This is a genomic window from Mangrovicoccus ximenensis, assembly GCF_003056725.1.
GTDB lineage: Bacteria > Pseudomonadota > Alphaproteobacteria > Rhodobacterales > Rhodobacteraceae > Mangrovicoccus > Mangrovicoccus ximenensis.
This window is the reverse complement of the sequence record NZ_QBKZ01000004.1, coordinates 39,834-60,320: the sequence shown is the minus strand read 5'-3', so window position 1 is coordinate 60,320 and position 20,487 is coordinate 39,834. Positions and strand designations below refer to the sequence as shown.

At 64.8% G+C, this 20,487-nt stretch carries 4 protein-coding genes and 2 pseudogenes; 1 reads left to right on the top strand and 5 read right to left on the bottom strand.

Annotated features, from left to right (window positions below; genetic code table 11):
- Positions 1 to 7: 7 nt before the first annotated feature.
- Positions 8 to 1,312, bottom strand: a pseudogene (locus tag C7T91_RS09345) (carboxyl transferase domain-containing protein); the annotation flags it as partial.
- On the opposite strand from C7T91_RS09345, the pseudogene C7T91_RS40360 reads away from it, so the two are divergent.
- Positions 1,197 to 1,643 (top strand): annotated as a pseudogene (locus C7T91_RS40360) (hypothetical protein); the annotation flags it as partial. The pseudogenes C7T91_RS09345 and C7T91_RS40360 sit on opposite strands and share 116 nt — an antisense overlap.
- Here C7T91_RS40360 and C7T91_RS09340 read toward each other — a convergent pair.
- From C7T91_RS09340 to C7T91_RS09325, 4 genes are all read right to left on the bottom strand, one after another.
- Positions 1,627 to 2,043 carry a hypothetical protein gene (locus C7T91_RS09340; RefSeq protein WP_108259003.1) on the bottom strand — a complete coding sequence of 139 codons (417 nt, stop codon included), beginning with the start codon at positions 2,041 to 2,043 and terminating at the stop codon, positions 1,627 to 1,629. The pseudogene C7T91_RS40360 and the gene C7T91_RS09340 sit on opposite strands and share 17 nt — an antisense overlap.
- A gap of 26 nt (positions 2,044 to 2,069) precedes the next feature.
- Positions 2,070 to 2,396: a DUF3467 domain-containing protein gene (locus C7T91_RS09335; RefSeq protein ID WP_108259002.1), complete on the bottom strand. Its 327-nt coding sequence runs from the start codon at positions 2,394 to 2,396 to the stop codon at positions 2,070 to 2,072.
- 214 nt (positions 2,397 to 2,610) lie between these two features.
- Positions 2,611 to 17,571: a matrixin family metalloprotease gene (locus C7T91_RS09330; protein WP_145962826.1), complete on the bottom strand. Its 14,961-nt coding sequence runs from the start codon at positions 17,569 to 17,571 to the stop codon at positions 2,611 to 2,613.
- Positions 17,517 to 19,703: an LEPR-XLL domain-containing protein gene (locus C7T91_RS09325; protein WP_161555825.1), complete on the bottom strand. Its 2,187-nt coding sequence runs from the start codon at positions 19,701 to 19,703 to the stop codon at positions 17,517 to 17,519. The genes C7T91_RS09330 and C7T91_RS09325 overlap by 55 nt, the downstream gene beginning before the upstream one ends.
- Positions 19,704 to 20,487 lie beyond the last annotated feature (784 nt).

Below are 20,487 nucleotides of genomic sequence, written 5' to 3'. Positions count from 1 at the left end.
GCCTCCNTCACATCCGGAAGACGCCGAAGCGCGTCGGCTCGGCAGGGGCGTTGAGTGTCGCGGAGAGCGACAGCGCGAGCACCTCACGGGTGCGGCACGGATCGACGATGCCGTCGTCCCAGAGCCGGGCCGAAGCATAAAGCGGATGCGCCTGGCGCTCGAACTGCTCGATGACCGGCTTGCGGAAGGCGGCCTCCTCCTCGGCGGTCCAGCTGTCGCCCCTGGCCTCGATGCCCTCGCGCCGCACGGTGGCCAGCACGCCGGCCGCCTGCTCGCCGCCCATCACCGAGATGCGGCTGTTGGGCCAGGTCCAGAGGAACCGCGGCCCGTAGGCCCGTCCGCACATGCCGTAATTGCCTGCGCCGAAGGAGCCGCCGACCAGCAGGGTGACCTTCGGCACCCGCGCGGTCGCGACGGCGGTGACCAGCTTGGCGCCGTCCTTGGCAATGCCGCGGTTCTCGTAGCTGCGCCCGACCATGAAGCCCGAGATGTTCTGCAGGAAGACCAGCGGGATGCCGCGCTGCGCGCAGAGCTCGACGAAATGCGCGCCCTTGACGGCGGATTCCGAGAAGATCACGCCATTGTTGCCGAGAATGCCGACCGGGATGCCCATGACATGGGCGAAGCCGCAGACCAGCGTGGTGCCGTAGCGCGGCTTGAACTCGTCGAAGCGCGACCCGTCCACGGTGCGGGCGATTACCTCGCGGATGTCGTAGGGGGTCTTCAGTTCGGCAGGGACCACGCCGGGAAGCTCGGCCGGGTCGTAGAGCGGCGGCTCGGGGGGCTCCAGCGCCACGGAGGGCTGCTTGCGGCGGTTCAGGCTGGCTACCGCCTGGCGCGCCAGTTCCAGCGCATGGGCATCGGACTCGGCCAGCTGGTCGGCCACCCCCGAAAGCCGGGTATGGACGTCGCCGCCGCCCAGATCCTCCGCCGAGACCACCTCGCCGGTGGCGGCCTTCACCAGGGGCGGGCCGGCGAGATAGATCGTGCCCTGGTTCCGTACGATGATCGTCACGTCCGACATGGCCGGCACATAGGCGCCGCCCGCGGTGCAGGAGCCCATGACCACGGCGATCTGCGGGATGCCCTTCGCCGACATGTTGGCCTGGTTGAAGAAAATTCGGCCGAAATGGTCGCGGTCGGGGAAGACCTCGTCCTGGTTCGGCAGGTTGGCGCCGCCGCTGTCGACCAGGTAGATGCAGGGCAGGTGGTTTTCCTCCGCGATCTCCTGGGCGCGCAGGTGCTTCTTGACGGTCATCGGGAAATACGTCCCGCCCTTCACGGTGGCGTCGTTGCAGACGATCATGACCTCCGCGCGCGACCTCGCCGCGCTGATCGCTGAACCTGAAGCCTGCCCGCGTCTCGATGCGCTGGCCGCCCTGACGGCGCTGGACCTGCTCGCCCCCCGGTCCGATCCCGACCCCTGGGGCAGCCTGCCCGGCTGGTGCCAGTGGTCCCATGCCGAGCGTTTTGTCACGCTCCTGCGCGGCGGCGTGCCGACCGAGTTCAGGGTGACGATCTTCGGCCCCGGCCATTTCTCCGTCTCCGGCGGTGGCGCCGCTGCCGAATTGCGGGTTGCCCCGCTGGACAGCGGCAGCTTCCGGGTCGAGAGCGGCGGCCGGACCTTCACGGCCTCGGTGGCCTGCCCCGGCGACGGCATCTCGGTTTTCGGACCCGGCCAACGGGCCGCCTTACGGCGCCCGCCGCCGCTGGCCGACCCTCGCCGGCGCCGCCTGCGCGCGGGGTGCGCGCGACCCCCCGGTTCTCCCGCAGCGCCGTCTCCGCTGCCGCCGAAAGGCCCTTGGTTGCCGCCCGGCCCTTCGGCCAGTACGCGACCGGTTCGAGCTGGCCATGCAGATCGGATTTCAGCAGCAGGACCGAACGGGAAACCCCGCCGATGCGCTGGCACAGCAGCGCCAGCCAAGCCGCCCCGAACTCCGCGAAGTCCTCGCTCGATTCAAGCTGGCTCCACAAAGCCTGGTCAAGGACGGCGACATCCTGATCGGCCTCGGCGCTGCTGTCAGGGCGGGTGGTTTCGGCCATGTCGCGGTGCCCCCGGCGCCATCAGGTCACGGGTTCGTCGCGGACGGATCGCGCAGATCGAGATCAAGCGGACCATACCGCTTTTCATATTGCGCGAGGACGCCCGAAAGCAGCATGACCAGCCGCTTGGCCGCGAAGGGATTGACGACGATCCTGTCGGTCAGAGCGACGTGGAACTCCTTTTCGGAGGCGTTCCAGGTCTTGTTCACGCCGAAGAACAGCGTGACCTCCTCGCGCGTGCTCGTGGCATTCACGACATTGGCATAGGACATCCGCATGTTGCTGTCGTCCCACACGACCTTCGGCGTCTGGGACTCTCCAGCTGCGTTCGGGTGCGGATAATCGTCTGGCATCGCAAGCATCCTTTCAGGGCAATCGGTTTCCGGCTTTCAAGGCCAGCGGCACACACGCTGCGCCGCCTTGGAGAAGAGTAACAAACCCCCTTAAAAGTTCAAGTATCTCAAATAATTAGAGCATTTTGCCAGACTTTCGGAAACAGCTCGCAGCGCCGTAGAAACAGGTCTGCGGCCATGGTCGGAACGGTCATGCGGCGCGCGTGTGCGACGGTTAGAGCCTCACCTCCAGGATGCGGCCCATGCGGTCGATTTCTGCGGCCTCCATTGTCATTTCCTCCGGCACCTCGGGGGCGCGCTCGCGGCTTTCGGTCAGGGCGAACCGGGCCCGGTGCAGCGGCGAGACGTCCACGGAGGCCAGATCGTCCTCGGTCAGCAGGTCGATATAGTCTCCGTCATCGGCAGAGATGGCCTGCTCGAAGCGGTCGAGATAGGTGAACCCGCCATCTGCCGTGTCGAAGAGCAGGATGTCATGCCGGTCAGTGTCCTGGGCCAGGCCGAAAGGCTTCAGCGGCAGACGGGTGTCCGGAGCCAGATGCGACTGCATGATGCCGTCTTCGCTGTGCTCCATTCCCAGCGCATGGCCGATTTCATGTTCCAGCACATGGGCGAGGTCGACGGCATCCCAGCCGAAGCCCGCGGCGGTTCCGTCCACGAGGATCGTGCCGTTGCGCATGTGCAGCGCCAGAGTATCGCCCGGAATGTCGGCGATCACAAAGCGCGACGGATCGATCTCCGCGAGCCGCCGGGCATCCACCCCCGCAGCTTCCCAGTGCAGCCTGGAATCCTTCGCAGCTGCAGCCAGAGCATCACCGCCGAGAACTTCATCGATGCCGACGGCATCCTGCGGCAGCGATGCCGCGGTCAGCGCTTCGCCGCCCGCATATTGCGGATCGTCGGTCTTCAGGACGGCGTCATCGAACTCCGCCGCGTCGAGCGCGAACAGGCCGGCCGCGCCATCGGTGACGATCGAGGCGAAGGCATGGGCCAAGGCCACCTGGCCGTCGACCTCGACGCTGACGCTGCCGCCATGCAGCGACACTTCGAATGCGTGCCCGGCCGGGGACAGGTCGCGGGCGATCGACGCGTCGATCACCGCCTTTCCACCCTGGACATGGCCGATCAGAACCTGGTCACCGGCCACGTCCAGCGCCGCGAACTTGAAGTGCGACGCATCGGTGACGTCGAATGCCAGGCCTGCCGTGCCGCCGGTTGCGATCTGCGCCTCCATCCAGAGCCGCGCGAAAACCTGCACCTCCAGCGATTGCGTCGCGACGGCGTAGCTGTCCTCCCCGGGATCGCCGGCAAGGCTGCCGCCGCCGAGCGTCCAGGTCCCCGACTGTCCCTCGTACCCGGACTCCGACTCGAAATCGTCGCTGACGGTCATGGTGATGACGGGCGGCAGTTTCTGCACCTGCCAGTCGTCGAACTTCGCCTTGGCGTTGTCCGTGCCAAGCCCCAGCAGGCCGGTATTGAGCGCCTCGTTGAACGAGAACGAGGTCGCGTTGCCGCCATCGACATAGATCGTCGCGACCCCGCCATGCAGGACCAGCGTCAGCTCGTACTCCGTGCCGTCGCGCAGCTGCATATTTCTCTGGGTGTCCACGATCCAGCCCGCCTCGGTGCGGTGGCCGATGCGGATCTTGTCAAGCCCGGCATCGATTCCGGCAAATTTGAAGTCGGTCGCGCTCTGGTAGTCGAAGACGATGTAGGCATCCGAGTTGTAGCCCTGCTTGTCCTTCTCCGCCCAGGCGCTGACCAAGATCTCGACGTAGTTCGGGATCGTCTTGTCGAGGTAGTGGATCGACACCGCCTCGCCGCCCACGGCGTCGGGCGCTGCGGCATAGGCCCCCGACTGCACGCTCCAAGTGCCGACATCGGCCGCGAAGGTGATAGCGTTCGGATTGCCGCCGCCGCCGCCATTGCCGCCGCCGGGTCCGGTCGTGTCGTCGATGAACAGTTCGCGCCGCATGATTTCGCGCTGCCCCTGCAAGTTGCCGGGCTGCGGATCGGACGGGGCGCCGGTCTGGTCCTGCCAGTCGCGGTCGGGCTGCAGGACAAGGCCGAGTTCGCCGAACGGTTCATAGTTGCGCGCCGGGTCCGGATTGTCGGTGCGGCTGTCGAACAGCTTCTGGTCGACATAGAGCTCTGCATCGGGAACCGAGGGCTGGATGATGCCGGCCGGATCCGTCCGGGCAAGCACGTCCGCCCCGTCGCTGTCGGACAGCGCATAGAGGAACTCGGGCAGCTGCGGCTGGACCGTCCGGCTGATGTGGAACGCGCCGAAGGGCGAGAACGGCACGAGATAGGAATTGAACTCGCCGACCCAGTCGATGGCCCGGTCCGCGCCGGTGTTCAGGATCAGCACGTCGCGCCCGGCCCCGCCATAGGCGATGTCCGCATAGGCCTGGTATTCGTCCGACTGGGTGTTGTCGAGCGCGTCGGGCTCGGGCTGGTGCGGATGGGTGCCGCCTTGGCCGCTGTCATGGTCATCGTCCATGTTCAGCATGTCGTCGCCGCGGCCGCCCCACATGTGGTCGCGCCCCGTGCCGCCGACGATCCAGTCATTCCCGAGATCCCCGAAGACGCGGTCGTCGCCATCGGTCGGCAGTGCTGCATCGTCATCGATGAAATCGTAGCCGAACGGTCCCTCCGCCGGGTCGAAGTTCATGAGGAAGTTGATGACCTCGCCGTTCCAGTCGTTCGACTGGTCTCCGCCATAGCCGTCGATGGCCTCGATGACCGTCGGGCCGGCACCGGCCAGGTCGGTGACGTCGAGCATGATCTTCCGGCGCGGATGGAATTCGTCATAGAGGGCAAACTCGCTGACATTGCCGCGGTCCTCGAAGCGCAGGATGTCGCCGGGATTGAACGGCGCGAAGCCCGCGGAGAGCCCGTCATCGACGAACCAGAACGGCCGGTCCGCCACGTCCGAGAAGCCTGCAGGACCCGTGGGCGCATCGACATTGGTGTTTTCCTGCTGCGCAACCAGCACGTCATTGACCATCTCGAAACCGAAATTGCCGCCGTCGTAGTATGTCGGCAACGCCTCGGCGCCCGAGACCGCGTCATCGCCGTCGCCGGAATGGATGAAGTCCTGTCCAAGGCCGCCGAAGATGATGTCGTTGAAGCGCCAGCCCTTGCCGAAGCTGTCGGCTTCGGACAGTTCCACGTCGTCGGTGCGGAAGGCAAAGACCTGGGCCGACTTGTTCAGTTCGCCTTCGACATTGATCACCGCGCGCTGGATCGTTCCGGGCGTCTCGATGATCGCGTTGATGGCCCGGGTGTCGACCTCCTCGTTCGGCTTCAGGGGGCCCTGGTCCGGGTTGAGCGGATCGACGCCGTGCAGTGCCTCGCCCAGCCCCGCAATGTTGCGGCTGGTCAGGATCAGCCCGTCATCGCCGAGAATGCCGTCGCGGCCGGTGCCGCCCAGCAGGTAATCCACGCCGATGCCGCCGACCAGGTCGTCATCCTCGGAATTGCCGAAGATCACGTCGTTGCCGGTCATCCCCCAGAGGATGTCGTCGCCGGTCTCGCCGTAGATCAGATCTCCGGCCCCGCGGGCCGAAGGCAGGAACCGCAGGAAGTCGTTGCGCTCGAACTGGGCCGCACCTTCGGTGACGTATTCATAGCCGTAATCCAGCAGGTTGAAGCTGCGCACGCGGATCGTCTCGCCCAGCGGCGCATAGCCGGTATCCTCGGCGGTCGTGCCCCAGCCGGTCGCAACAACGGCCTCGTAGTCGTAGACCGCCGGCGTATCGGGTGCCGTGACGATCTGGTAGATCTCGGCATTGTCGCCGAAGATCGCGTCCGCATCGCGCGCATGGCGGATGCTTTCGGTCACGACGGTGTCGAGCCCGTCGAAGGACACTTCCGCCCCAGTCTCGATATCGCCGTCCATGCCTCCGCCGAACTCGCCGTTGCGCAGCAGCACGTTCGGATTGCCCGCCCCGCCATAGATCAGGTCCGCGCCGTCGGGGCGGTCCGTCTCGAGCGTTGCGCCGTGGAAGAACAGGGTCGAGCTGCCGCCCGTGATGTCGTCCTGGCCAAGGCCGCCATAGATCCGGTCGGAGCCGCCATTGCCCTCGATGTAGTCGTTGCCGTCGCCGAGATGCTCGAACACGTTGAATTCGAGCGAGACGTTCAGCGTGTCGATGACGGCGGTCTTCACCCCGAAGCTGGGATCCGCGTCCTGGGCCGGGTCATAGGGCGGCAGGGCAGCGGCCGGGAAGACAATGTCCAGCGCGCCGTCGCCCTGGATGACGTCATCGCCCAGCTGGCCCCACATCTCGTCATCGTCGAGCCCGCCGACCATGACGTCGTTGCCGAAGCGCCGGCCATCCGCATCCGTATCGAACACGTCGCGCTCCAGCGCATCGGTCATCGTCGCTTCGTCATGGTCAAGCAGATAGACCGTGCGCACGAGATCCATGTCGAGATGCTGCGACTCTGCGCCGATATTGGCATGGAAGCCGTAATCGGCATAGGCCAGCCCTTCCAGCAGGTAGCTGTCGAGGATGTGCAGCGGCGCGCCGGCATCGCCCAGCATCCGGAAGCGCTGGCTCAGGTCATCCACCTGGCGGATGATGACGGCATTGTCGCCGGCCATCACGTCGTCATCGACGCCGCCATCCATCAGGTCGTTGAATTCCTTGTTCACCGCCGGGTTCAGGTGGCTGAGGACCGCGCCCGGGAAGGCGGCGATGCCGAACTGGGCCTCGATCCCGATCCGGGTGGCGGCATCCATCGGATCGAGATCGTCATCGCCGAGCGCCACGTTGTGGCCGCCGATCATGTCGTCGTCGCCGTCATTGCCCCACATCAGGTCATCGCCCTGGCCGCCGATCATGATGTCGTCCGCGCCGTTGCCGAACATGACGTCGCCAAGCCCGTCATGCATTTCGAGGGTGAAAATCGAGAAGAAGAAGTTGTTGACGAAGACTGGCTGCGCCGCCGTGTCGATATTCGGGAAGATCTTGGCGTGGTCGCCGAAGATCAGGTCGTTGCCGTCGGCCCCGTCGGTTTCCGCGTCGGTCTCGTCGACGGAGGAGACGGCCCCGTATTCCTGGTCGGGAGAGTCGCCGTAGATCAAGTCGGCAAATGTGCCGCCCAGGATGATGTCGGCCGCGCCGTTGCCCTCGATCCGGTCATAGCCGCCGAGGTTCGGATCGATCGTCGTGATCCGGTCGAGATCGTGATCGTCCACCCCGTCGTCATCCAGCTCGACCTCGCTGACATCGGGGCGGTTGCCGATCGTGTCGGAACCGAGGATCCAGCTCAGCTCGCCATTGTCGCCCAGGATGATGTCCTCGCCCGCCGCAGCGGCCCCTGCCCCGGTCGCCATGACCGGCAGGTGATGGTCGGATTCGCCGAAGAGCGTGTCGTCGTTGAAGCCGCCGATGATGATGTCGCCGGCCTCGTTGCCCTCGATGACATCGAGACCGCCCTGCCCGGTCTCGGCCGAGGTCAGAAGGGTCACGGTGTCGCCGTTGAGCACGCCGTTGAACACCTCGAACCCGTCGAAGCGCATGTCGCCGCCGTCGCCCATCAGGGAATCGACACCCGGCAGGGAGCCGGGGTTGTCGCTGTCGACAAGCATGGTGAGCGTGCCATCGCCGTAATAGAGATCGCCCCAGATCCGGTCGCCCGCCGTGCCGCCCATCGCCACGTCGTCGCCGCCATTGCCGAAGATCAAGTCCTCGCCGCCGAGATATCCGCCGCCCGTGACGGTCCCGGTCTTGAAGGTCTGGATCCGGTCGAGTGTCGCGTTGCTGGCATCGCCCGCTCCGGGGATGCTCTCGGCAAGGGCCACGTCGAACCGCAGGATGCCTTCGTCGCCGAGGATGATGTCCTCACCCGCCGTGCCGACATGCCCCGGCAGCTTGGCCTCGCCGAAGAGCAGGTCCGGGTTGGCCGCCCCTGCCCCGTTGACGCCGCCGACGATGATGTCGGCCAGGTCGTTGCCGTGGATTTCGTCGCCGTCGCCGGAGGTCTCGGCATCGTCGATGGTCTCGATCCGGGTGATGTTGCCCGCGAAGCTTTCGGCCGCGTCGTACAGCGCCACCCGGCCCTGGTCGCCGATCAGGATGTCCTGGCCGGCCTCGGCCGAAAGCACGTCATAGGTGCCGGGAACGCCGCCTTCCTCGTTGTCGCCCAGCATCACGTCGGCGCCGGTGCCGCCGATGGCGATATCGTCGTTCTCGTTGCCGTAAATCGTGTCGTTGCCGCCGATGCCGAAGGCCTTGGTGATGGCGAAATCAAGGCTGAACGGATCGTCGTCGAGCGCCGGCGCAGCATAGCCGAACTGCATTTCGGCCATGCTCGGCGAGCCAAGCAGGCCATGGCTGCCGTCGAAGTCGCTGTAGACTAGGATGCCCTCGTCGCCGAGGATGATGTCGTCATCCGCGTTGCCGCGCAGGATGTCGCCCTCGCCGCCGCCCAGGACCACGTCGATGGCCTCGTTGCCCTCGATGGTGTCCTGGCCCGCATTCGGGTTCGGGAAGAGGACCGCGTCGTCGTCGGTCGTCTCGATCCGCACGATCAGCGGCAGCGGCGTGATCCCTTCGGGGATGAGGAAGCCGCCTTCGTTCTCCGGGTCCTCGACCAGATCGTCCGGATCGAACAGCGCGTCGTTGAACAGGACCTCGGCCTGGTCGCCGATCAGCACGTCTTCGTCCGGGTTCAGGTCCGACTGGCCGAGCAGGTTGTTGTCCCCGCGGATCAGATCGGCAAAGGACCCGCCGATGACGATGTCCCTGTCGCCGCCGCCGGACACGGTGTCCATGCCGCCCACGTCGCCGTCAAGCGAGCGCACGTAGTCCAGCCCCGGGCGCGCCGGGTCGCTGCCGACCGCGTCGCCGTAATCCACCTCGCCATTGTCGCCGACGATCACGTCGCTGGCATCGTTGCCGGTGATCTCGTCGCCAACGGCACCGCCGAAGATGATGTCGTTGCTTTCGTCGCCGCTCATCGTGTCCGAGCCGCCGGTGGCGTTCGACGCATCGGTGGTCGCGATCCGCTGGATCCGCGAGACGGTCGGGTCGGCCAGTTCGTCCACCGGGTTTTCCAGCAGGAACTCGATCTGCCCGTTGTCGCCGATCATCACGTCTTCGTCGGACACCGCGCTGTCTTCGCCGAGCGGCCCGCCGTCATAGTCGCCGCGGCCGAACATCTCGTCCGCGCCGCGTCCGCCGATCAGGATGTCGGAGCCCCTGTTGCCGCTGATGGCATCGTCATAGCTGTAATTGTCGTCCCCCGCGGCATCCGAGGCGATGAACTGGCGCAGGCGATAGGCGAACTGCACCCGGCCCGCATCGCCGATGAGGATGTCCTCGTCGGCCGGGATCGGACCGGAGGGCGGGTCGGCCGGGTCGAAATCGCCGAACATCGTGTCGTTGCCCGCGCCGCCGAAACCCAGGTCGTCGCCCTCGCCGCCCACGACATAGTCGTTGCCGTCGGTATTCCGGAACACGGTCAGGGCAAGGTCGAGCGTGCGCGGATTTCCGTCTTCTGCGGCAAAGGGTTCGGTGACCGGCAGCGCGACATCGCCGATCAGCCGGTGGCCATTGCCGTCGATCTCGTGCCCGGTGCGGCTGACGAAGCTTGCCGCCGTCGGCAGGGAGCTGAAGCCGAAATAGGCGATCAGCCCGTCATCGCCGAAGATCATGTCATTGCCGGCGCCGCCTTCGGCCGTGTCGTTGTCGGCACCGCCGAAGATGAAGTCCGGTCCGGCCTGGCCGTAGATCCGGTCGTCATCCTCGTCGCCGAAGATGATATCGGCCCCGCGCCCGCCCTCGATCGTGTCGTTGCCCGGGTTGCCGCGGATGAAGTCGTTGTTGTCCTCGCCATAGATGACATCCGCGCCGTCGCTGCCGACATCGGCGCCATAGCCCGGTGCGGTGTCTTCGCGGAAGCCGTAGATGGTATCGTCCTGGTCGCCGCCATGGATCGTGTCCGCATCGGCACCGCCCCAGATCTGGTCGAAGCCGCCCTGGCCGTAGATCAGGTCGTCATCCTCGCCGCCGTCGATGGAATCGTCGCCGCCGCCGCCATAGACGGTATCGTCGCCGCCATGCGCATGGATCGTGTCCGGCGAGTCGTTGAGATTGTCGGTCGAGCGTATCTCGATCAGTTCGAAACCGTTCTCCTCGGCAAACAGAAGCCGTGCGAGATCGCCGAAAATCAGGTCCGCGCCGGTGCCGTCATCGAGCGATCCGAAGGCGCCGTCGCCGCCGATATGGTCACGTCCGCCGCCGCCGAAGATCACGTCGCCATCGGCGCCGCCCTGGATCGTGTCGTCGCCGTCCTTGTCCGAGAAGGACGCACTGATCCTGCGATAGGTCATCGCCTCGTCGGCTTCGAGCTTGCCGAACGCCGCCTTGTAGCCGAACATGGTCGAGGCCGCCCCGGTCCCCGGCATCAGGGTGATGCTTGCCAGATCGCCGAAGATCAGGTCGCGCGCGCCGCCGCCATCGATGAAATCATTGCCCTCGCCGCCTTCGAGCAGCTCGCGGCCCGGTCCGCCCTGGATCGAATCCGCACCGTCATTGCCGCGCAGGATGCCGCCGGCGGCCGAGGCGCTCTCCACCGTGTCGGCACCGCTGCCGCCCTCGAAGAAGACGGGCATGCCGATATCGTTCTGGACGATCAGCTTGTCATCGTATTCGCCGCCATAGCCGATGATGAAACCGCCGTCGTAATGCTGCGCCGCGCTTTCGGTGACGTTGAGCGCATCGGACCAGATCAGCACGCCGTTGCCGTCGTCCTTGATCTCGAAGAACTCGGCAATGTCATTGGTGTTGCCGTGCAGGCGTGCAGCCGCATTCGGCCCCATGTGCAGCAGGATCCCGCCATCGCCACGCTCCGTGGCAAGGATGGGCTCGCGGTCGAATTCGATGGAGAATTCGAACAGCGTGATTTTCGGGGTGATGTCGAAGGTGAACTTGGCCAGCAGGATCTTCAGGTAGGCGCGGATCTGGAAGGCCAGCTCGGCCGATATGTCGAAGATCGCCACCGGCGCCAGCAGCGGGTCGCCGTAGTTCAGCTCGTAGAGAAAGTTGCCGAGGATCTCGTTGATCCGCACCCGTCCGTCGCCATCCGGATCGTTGAGGTCGAAATTCGCGGTGAAGATGATGGCGGCCTCGATGCCCGCGCTGGCCACGCCTGCGTTCAGCTCGGCGCCCAGGGAGAATTCGCCGACCAGCTGCAGTTCCGGAACATCCGGGCCCGAACCATCCGGATTCGCGGTGTCGGAGATGTAGAATCCCGCCACCAGATCCAGCGGGTTTTCGAAGCTGCCCTCGGCGAAGCGCTGCACGCCCAGCGTGTCGTAGCCGAAGGCGAAATCCGCCATGAAGCCGATGCCCACCCCGATCTTGCCCCAGAGGGGCCCGTAGATCATGAAGCTCTGCTCCCAGGTGAACTCCACCTTGAATGGCGCGAGGTCATAGGTGATCAGGACCATGGGCCGGCCCATCAGCGCGCCGAAGATCTGCGTCGGGTCCTTCAGGAACGGGAAGTCGAACCCGTACTCGCCCGTGTCGTAGTCACCGTTGAGCACGCCCTCGGCGGCATCGGCAGTTCCCCCGAGCCCATCGCCGATATTGGCGACAAGATCGCCGGCGGCGTTGAAGACTTCCGTCGCACCGCTCGGGAAGATGTCCGGGTTCGACAGCATGCCGGAGAACGTCTCGAACAGGTCGCCGCCCTCGGAGGTCGCTTGGCTGAAGTCGAAGGTCGGGTCCGTCAGCTGCTCGCTCGACAGCAGGCCCGAGCCGAAGATCGTGAAGCTGCCCAGCGGAAGCTTGATCTCGCCGGCCTCCGGGTCGGCCGGGATCGAGTTCACGAAGCTGATGATGTCGGCGATGGCGTAGATCAGGCTCGGGTCGAACTCGCCGAACTCGGCCGCGATATCCACCAGCGCGATGGGCCGCCCGGCCAGGTCCGACACGCCCGGGATCGGCGCGGTCAGGATGTCGATGATCGGCTGCAGCGGCTCGGTGTATTCTTGGATCTGCCCGACGATCGGGCCCAGGAACTCGCCGATGAACGATCCGAGATCAAGCGCCACATCGTCGATCCGAAGGTGGTCCCGCCCGTGCTCCAGCCCGAAATCGAACCCGTCTTCCAGCAGGTTCATTGCCTCCGGGTCCCAATGGAACACGAGGTTTCCTTCCAGCGCGGGCATGATGCCCGCAACCACCGGCGGCAGCAGGTCGGTGTTGAACCCGAGGTTCAGCATGATGTTGAGGTCGGCCGACGGATTGAAGCTGACATCCACGTCCAGATCGCCCAGCTCGTAGAAGCTCAGCCGCCCGTTCTCGCCGTCGTCGAGGTTGATGACGAACTCGGCGGTGACGATGTTGCCGTCATCGATGCCGTCGCCGTTTCCGTCGGCGCCTCCGGTGGCGTCGAACGCCAGGAAGCCCAGGGCGCCGTGCAGGTTGGCCCCGGGCGAGAACCCGGCCTTGGCGCTGAACAGCAGGTCGTCAACGGCGGAAAGGTCGACATAGGCGCCGTCGTCGTAGCTGATGCCGACGCCGAAGCTGAATTCGTAGTGGAACTCGGCCACCAAGTCGCCGTCGAAGCTCAGTCCCAGCGCCGGGATCAGACTGAGATCGAAATCCAGGTTGATGTCGGGCTTGAAGGTGTCTTCGAAAGAGAAATCCCATTGCAGGGAATCCACGTCGCCGAAATCCGTCAGCGTCGGGATCTCAAGCCCGTTCTCGTCGAAGAAGGTCAGCGGCAGCAGAGCCTTCAGCGCGTCGAAATTCGATACACCCGCGCCGAACAGGCCCAGCCCGGTCTGTATCACGGGGAAGTTCAGGGCATTCAGCGCGTCCTCGATGAAATCGGGCATGGACGGCAGGTCGATATTGTCCAGCCCCGGCCCGAGCAGGCTGATGAACAGTCCTTGGATCAGTTCCGCCAGCGCCTCCTCGGTCAGCGAGGAATTCTCGATCAGGTCGAAGAACGGGTCGATCAGGTTCACCCGCATGTCCTCGACGAAATCCACGCTGCCTTGCAGGCTGTCGCCGATGATCGGCAGCTTGACGCCCAGGACCTCGCCGGACATCACGCCCTGCAGCGTGTCCAGAAGCAGGTCGATGGCCTCGATCAGAAGGTTCGCCGACGACAGCAGGTCGAAGTTCAGGAAGACGCTCGGATCGATCTCCGGCATCGTGAACTCGTAGTCGGGCGCCGCCGTGTCGAACGAGAAATCGCTTGGATCCAGCGAGGCATGCATGCGGATGTCGCCGAGATAGTCAGACTGCGTCGGGAAGAAGACCGGGAAGGTCAGGTCGAAGTTTGCCGGTCCGAGTTCCAGGTCGAAGGCGGCGAGTGCCAGACCGATGTCGGACAGGCTGACGCGCGTATCCACGGCGTCGTCGCTGGACAGATCCAGGCCCAGCTCGATCGCCGCGTCACCGTCGATGATCGCAACCCCGAGCGGCCCCAGCGAGGCGTTGAAGAACAGGTTCACCGCCGAGGCGTCGAGCGACAGCTTCAGGTGCGTGTCGTCCTCATGGGTGAAAACGAAGGCCTCGCCCAGGATATCTCCGGCGCCGTCGTCGTCGAGGTCGATGCCCACGGTCAGGATCGCGTCCACCGTGCCGGCCACGTTGAGATCGGCATTGGCCACCAGCGACAGGCCGGGCAGCGGGTTGTCGGTGATGTCATCGAGCGACAGGTCGACATCGAGAGGCTCGCTCAGCGCGCGGCTGAGGTTCAGGGCGATCTGCAGCATGTCGCTGGCATCGCCGTCGCCGCCGCCGCCGCCGTCATTGTCGTCCACCAGGTTCAGGTCGATGATCGACGGCCCTTCCGGGAGTCCGAAGCTCTCGCGGATCTTCTGGGTCAGGGCCTGCAGGTTCGGCGGCGGGTTGTTGACGATGTCGTCAACCGCATCGGCGAAGGTGGTCGCCACGCCGATCAGGTCATCGAAGGTGACGCCGATGATCGGAATCTCGCGCTGCAGGATTTCGTTGCCGGCATATTCCAGAAGGAAGTCCTTGAGCGCCACCAGCGCCCCCAGGACGTTGTCGAAGGTGATGTCCCGGAACTGCGCCAGCGCGTCGAGATTGGAGTAGGAGACATCGATGACCGGCGCCACCGGACCGTAGAACATGTGCGCCGTTCCGGCTCCCGGCGCGAGATCGAGGTAGAGTTCCCCTTCAAGCGCGGATTCCGATGCCGCCAGCTGGATGTGGTCGTTGTCGACCTTGTGGACGTAGTAGCGGTTGCCGTCGGTCAGCCCGGCGATCGCGGCCCCGCCCCCGGCATCGTAGGTCACGTGGCTGCCTTCGAGGAAGCCATGCCCGGCGATGTTGATGGTGTCGGAGGCCACCGCCCCGGCAGCATCGAACGTGCCCGAGAAATTGAACGGATTTCCCGGATCGACCAGGGTCAGCACGATCTCGGCCGAGCCGCCCAGGCTGAGCCCGCCGGGCAGGGTCCCGCCGCCGGCCAGTGCCACCGAGAAGGTCAGGGCATCGTCGGGGTCGGAATCGGCATCGTCACCGTCGACGATCGCCAGCTCCGGGAACTGCAGCACCTCGGCAAGGTCGAACACGTCGATCTCGCCATCGCCGTTCACATCGGTGCTCAGCGCGTTGAAGAATTCGGCGAGACTGGCCCGCCCGTTGGCCAGGTCCAGGCCAAGCTGCAGCGAGAGCGTGCCGCTGCCGGCCAGTTCGATGCCGACAAAGCCGAAATTGGCCGCGATCGTCGATCCGTCCGCATCGTTGAAATCAGGCGACACGGTCAGGTTGACCGCGAAAACCGGGTCGGCGCCGTCGTGTTCGAGGAACAGGCGGTCCTCGAAATCGAGCTTGCCGATCTCGTCGCCCATGATGATGCCGTCGAGCAGGTTGAAGTCCGCCCCGGACCCGGTCTGGTCCACCTGCGCGATGCGCTGCACGTCAGCGGCATGCAGGCCAAGCCCGTAGACCGCCTTCGACCCGTTCACGCTGTCGATCTGGAACAGGTAGCCGCCGTCGAAGCTGCCGTCTTCGACCGAAAGCCCGGTGCGGGTGGTGTTGTAGCCCACGGTCAGGCCGGAGCCGCCGCCCTGGATGGAGCTGACGACATCGGCCAGGTCGACATCGCCGCTCAGGTCTATGCCCAGGATCGTGCCGTCGCTCTTGTGGACCAGCAGGTCGTTGCCATTCGCCGTGACCGTGTGGTTGCCGCCGGGAATGGAATCGTCGTCCAGTTGATCGACATGCGTGGCGACATAGAGCTTCAGGTCGTCGATCGCCGCGGTATTGCCGGTCGTGTGCACCTCGAACGACTGCACGGACGGATCCGCGGCGCGGATCACCAGCCGGCCGCCGTCGAAAGTGGCCCCGAACAGGTCGCGGCTGAATCCGTCATCTTCCAGTGCTTCGTTGATCGCCCGGTCCACGTCATTCACCAGCTGGAAGACGAAGCTGTTGTCGCGCGCCTCGTATTCGGACAGCGAAACGGTCACGGTTTCGTTCCCGCCTCCGATGTCGAAGACCAGATCGAACGTGGTGTCCTCGGCCGGTCCGTAGAACCCGGGCGCGAAACTGGCGGCCGTGGAATGCAGCACCGGTTCGGCAGAGCTCCCGGCGGTCAGTCCGAGTGTTGCCGATCCGTCCAGCCCGATTTCGATCCGGGTGATATCGGGCGCGATGGCCCGCAGCGCGATCTGCCCGAGGCCGACCTGCTCGGCGACAAGGCTGTCATCGAGGTTGGCGGCCGCGAGCGCCGAATTGACGTCATCGACCAGATCGGCAATCGACGTGTTGTCCTCGGTGCCGTCGGATCCGACCGTGACGAGCGTATAGAGACCCGATCCGTTGACGCGGACCGTGAAGGTCTCGGGCGAACTCAGCCGCCCGAAGCGCAGCTCGATATCGTCCGGGTTGGCCTCGAGGAAGTCGTCGCCGACCAGGGAAATGCCCGCGGTCGTCTCGTTCGAGGGCAGGCCCAGCTTGCCGTCGCCGGAATCCACGGTGATCGAGGCGACCGATGCATCGATGCCGGCAAAGGCGATGGATTGTCCCGAGCGGAAGGCAACCACCAGCCCTTCGAGAACCGAACCCGATATCTCTCCGTTGATGCGGTCGACGAGAACGTTGACGCTGTTGGCGCCGGAAATGTCGAGACCCGTGACATTCAGGGTCTGGCCGGCTGCGGAAATGTCGAAGGACGTGGTTCCCAACAGGCCGGACGGATCGAAGGCCTCGCCGGCGAACATGACCGTGGCGGCGGTGGAATCGCGCAGGCCCATTTCGGAATAGGCCGGATCGCCGAACCCGCCGAGGCCGGAAATGGATGCCGGGGTAACGTACAGGTTGAACGTGTCGACACCGGCCGCGTCGATGGCCCGGAGGACGATGCGCCCGCTGGCCTCCGCCGCCTCTATCTGGGTCGCGAGCGTGGCGCTTGCCTCGGCAATCGCGTCATTGATGTCGCCGATCAGATCGGCCGTCTCGGTATTGTCGTCCGTGACGTCGTCATTCGGATCCAGGCCGTCCCTGTCCGCGTTTATGGTCACCAGATGGACGGCGCCGCCATTTACCTGCACCGCAAAATGCGCGTCGTCCGACAGCCGTCCCTCGATCCGGGCGACAGGTGACGCGCCCGTCACGGCAAGCTCGTCGGTGATGCCCACATCGTCGCCGCCGTTCAGCTTGCTCAGCAGGAACAGCGGCGGTTCGGATGCCGGTTCGGTCAGCGAGATCTCGCTGGAGCTCGACAGGTCGAACCCAAGGTTCAGCTTGAGCGAAACAGTGGAGCCGATGCCGATCCCGGCCTCGACCGAGACGTCGCCGATCGGTCCGAGATCCAGATCGAAATCCGCGGCGGGCAGCTGTTCGGACAGGTCCAGTTCGAGCTCGGCACTGACCGCGTAGACCAGCTCCTCGTCGTCATAGCGGTAGGTCGGGTCCTCGGACGCCAGGCCAAGATCCTGCAGCCGCTCGCCCAGTTCCTGCACGGAGCCGAAGGTCGGCAGCACCACCGCCCCGGCATCCGGATCGTCGAACCGCCGAAGCAGCCGGTTCTCGGAGGGCAGGAAAGTTTCGTCGTCCCCGTCGTCGTTGTAGATGAACTTTTCGGAAATCAGCCGGGCGAAATCGATGTTCTCGCCGATCACCGAGTCGACATAGGGAATGTCGAATCCGCCCAGCATGTCGGTTGTGGGCAACCGGTCGGCAAGGCCGCCAGTTGGCTGACCATGTTGATCACTTCAGCCGGGCCGAGCACCGCGAAATTGAGGAACTTGCCCTCCTCCCCGGGATCGTCGAGGGCGGTTATCGCCGTCTGGGCCTCCAGGTCGAGCCGATCCACTCCGGCGAAGTCCGTGACTTTGACGAAATCGGCAAACAGGTCATAGCCGCCCGACCCGTCAGACTGCACCATGTCCCCGGCGACCACGATTTCCAGATTGTCGAGGCTGCCGCCATCCACGTTCAGGCCAGGCTTGGAGTCGAGCGCCAGCGTGATCGAGAAATCGTCGTTCGCCGGGTTGATGTCGACATCGAAGAGCTTGGCGAAACTGTTGTCCGCAGCGTCGACCAGTTCGCCGGCGGTGATCTGGTAATCCGCCGCGAGCGTCAGAGTGCGGGTGATTTCGAGCGGCTCGCTGCCAGTGGCAAGCGACAGATGCCCCGCCAGGTCCAGGGTCGCCGACACGTCGCCAAGTCCCGCGGAGACCAGCGCGGAATTCACGTCCGCCAGGAATGCCGCGCGGCGCTCCAATTCCGCGAGCCCGGCATTGGCATTGGCCGACGCGCCCGATGCGTTGATGTGGACACGCGCAACCGTTCCGCCGTCATAGACGAGGATCAGGTAGGTATCGACGGAAATGTCGGACGTGAAATCAAGCGCATTCGCGGCCTGCAGCGTCCCCGAAGCGCTGAACTGGTTCTGCGTGGCGAACCCAAGCGGCGCGGAATCCGAAGGGGCCAGGGTCAGCGTCAGCTCTCCCGAGCTGAAGCCCACATCCACCAGCCCGCTGCCCGGCAGCTCGGCGTCAAGCTCAGCCTGCAGTGCGGTGTCCAGACCGCTCTGGTCGGCATAGTCGTCGGCATCCAGCGTGATCGCGAAGGGATCGGGCGCGCCTGATCCGGTGCCTGCGCCGATGATGATGTCGAACATCACGTCGTAGAGGAGATTGAAATCGGTCAGCTCCTCTTCCGCCGTGAGCGTGCCCGAGGAACTTGATATCTCCCCGTCGCCGCCAGCTGCGAAGCTGCCGTCGGTGAAGCCCAGATGCTCGGGGCTCGACGGGTCGATCAGCGCCGCCGAGATCGGCAGCTCGAGCACGAACTCGCTGCCGGACTGCGCCTCCATCCCGAGGAAGCCGACATGCACCGTCGTTCCTGTCAGGTCCTGCGCGGCGCTGACGGAAAAGCCAAGATCGGCGGTCGGCAGGAAAACGAAGCTCGACGCCGAGGTGGTCGCCGAGACCTGGAAGGACATGTCGAAATCGGCCGAAACCAAGACATCCGGGAAGGGCGCATAGCTGGATTGCGAGAACAGGCTTTCCAGCGGCGCAGAGATCTCCAGCTTTTCCGCATGGTAGCCCAGGTCCAGGAGCCAGTTGTTCGCGAAGTCCAGATTCATGTTCGTCGAGAACGCGAAATCGTTGCTGGGATGGCCGACATGGGAAGTGCCGGAAAAGTCGACGTCGATATATCCGCTGACGCCGAACGGCTCGCTCAGATTGTTGAGGAAGCTGATGAACCCGGTACTGCTGGTCGTGACGCTGACATAGCCGTGGAAAAGCTGCTCCATGGTCGTCGGGACATTGTTCGCGCCGTCGAAATATTCGCTCGGGAACTCCTGGAGGAAGTCCACGATCGGCGCGGTGACAAGGATGTCGGCAGCTTCGCCGAACGACACCTGCCCGTCCCCGTCCATGTCCATCAGCGCGGCGGCGTTCTGGGGGCCGAGAAAGAAGGTCGTCAGCGCGTCATAGATCTCGCTGGCCTCGTTGGCGGAACCGGGCACGATGTTCACGTTCGCGCTGAAATTGACTGCTGAAATCTCGGCCGTGCGGTCCGGCACCACGCCGTCATTGTCGATGTCCACGTTCATCGCGAACAGTTCGTGCACCATCGGGTTCAGCACGCCGTCCACCGGCGAGGTGTAGCGCAGGCCCGGCACCAGCGGCGCGAAGTTCTCGTCGTGCTCCATCAGATAGGTCAGCGCGTCGATGATGCCGTCATCATCCGCGACCGTCCCCGACATCCCGTCCTGGATCGCGGCAATGCTGACCAGATGGTCCGCGCTGAGCAGAAGCCGGGGCTCGATCGGCTCCAGCGGACGGCGCAATGCAGGCGCAGTTTTCCGGCGCCGAAGCGGCAGCGTCCCGAGCCGCGTCTGCGTTCGAGGCGGCGCCCAGAGAATTTCCGTGGTCAAGTCATCGGCGGAACGTTTTTGAAACGGATAAGCCATCAGGCGCCCCCAGATTTCATTCCGCTCGCGGTTTGAGCGGAGCAAAGTTCTCCAGAACGCCATAGGCAAGGCCAAGCCCCCATATTTTACGGAGTTTTTGCGCAGCCTTTGGATATTTTCAAAGGATCAACCGATTGCCATGCCGTCCGATTTGCTCGATGGGAATTGGGAAAAAATCACACTGGCCCTCTACAACCTAGGGTAACATGGAACTTTCATTTCAACCATGATATCTTAATGCTTGCAAACATAGGGTTAGGATAATGCCTGAAGGTTCAAATGCCTTCGCAGCCGTTAGAATCTCTGCTTTGATCGCCGCACTGAGCTTGGCTGGGGCAGCCCACCCGGAATCCCAAAGTTTTTCAGCGACGGCCAAGGTTCCCGCTGGAGCCTACCGAGCAGTGCGCCTCACGGGGGTGCCTGAAACGTCCGAGGTGCGGATCTCCGTGCAAACAGGCGCGTTCCTTGAAGTCAGTCTCATGACCGAAGCGGAAGCGGCACGATTTCCAGTAGAACATCGTCCAATCGCAGCAGTGGCGACCGAAGGCGCACACGTCCTAACAGTGAGAGCACCGTTCGCCGGACGATACATCGTCATACTCGACAACCGGACGGGAACGGTCTCTGAGCAGGTGGCCGTTCATATAGAGGTGTCGATTGA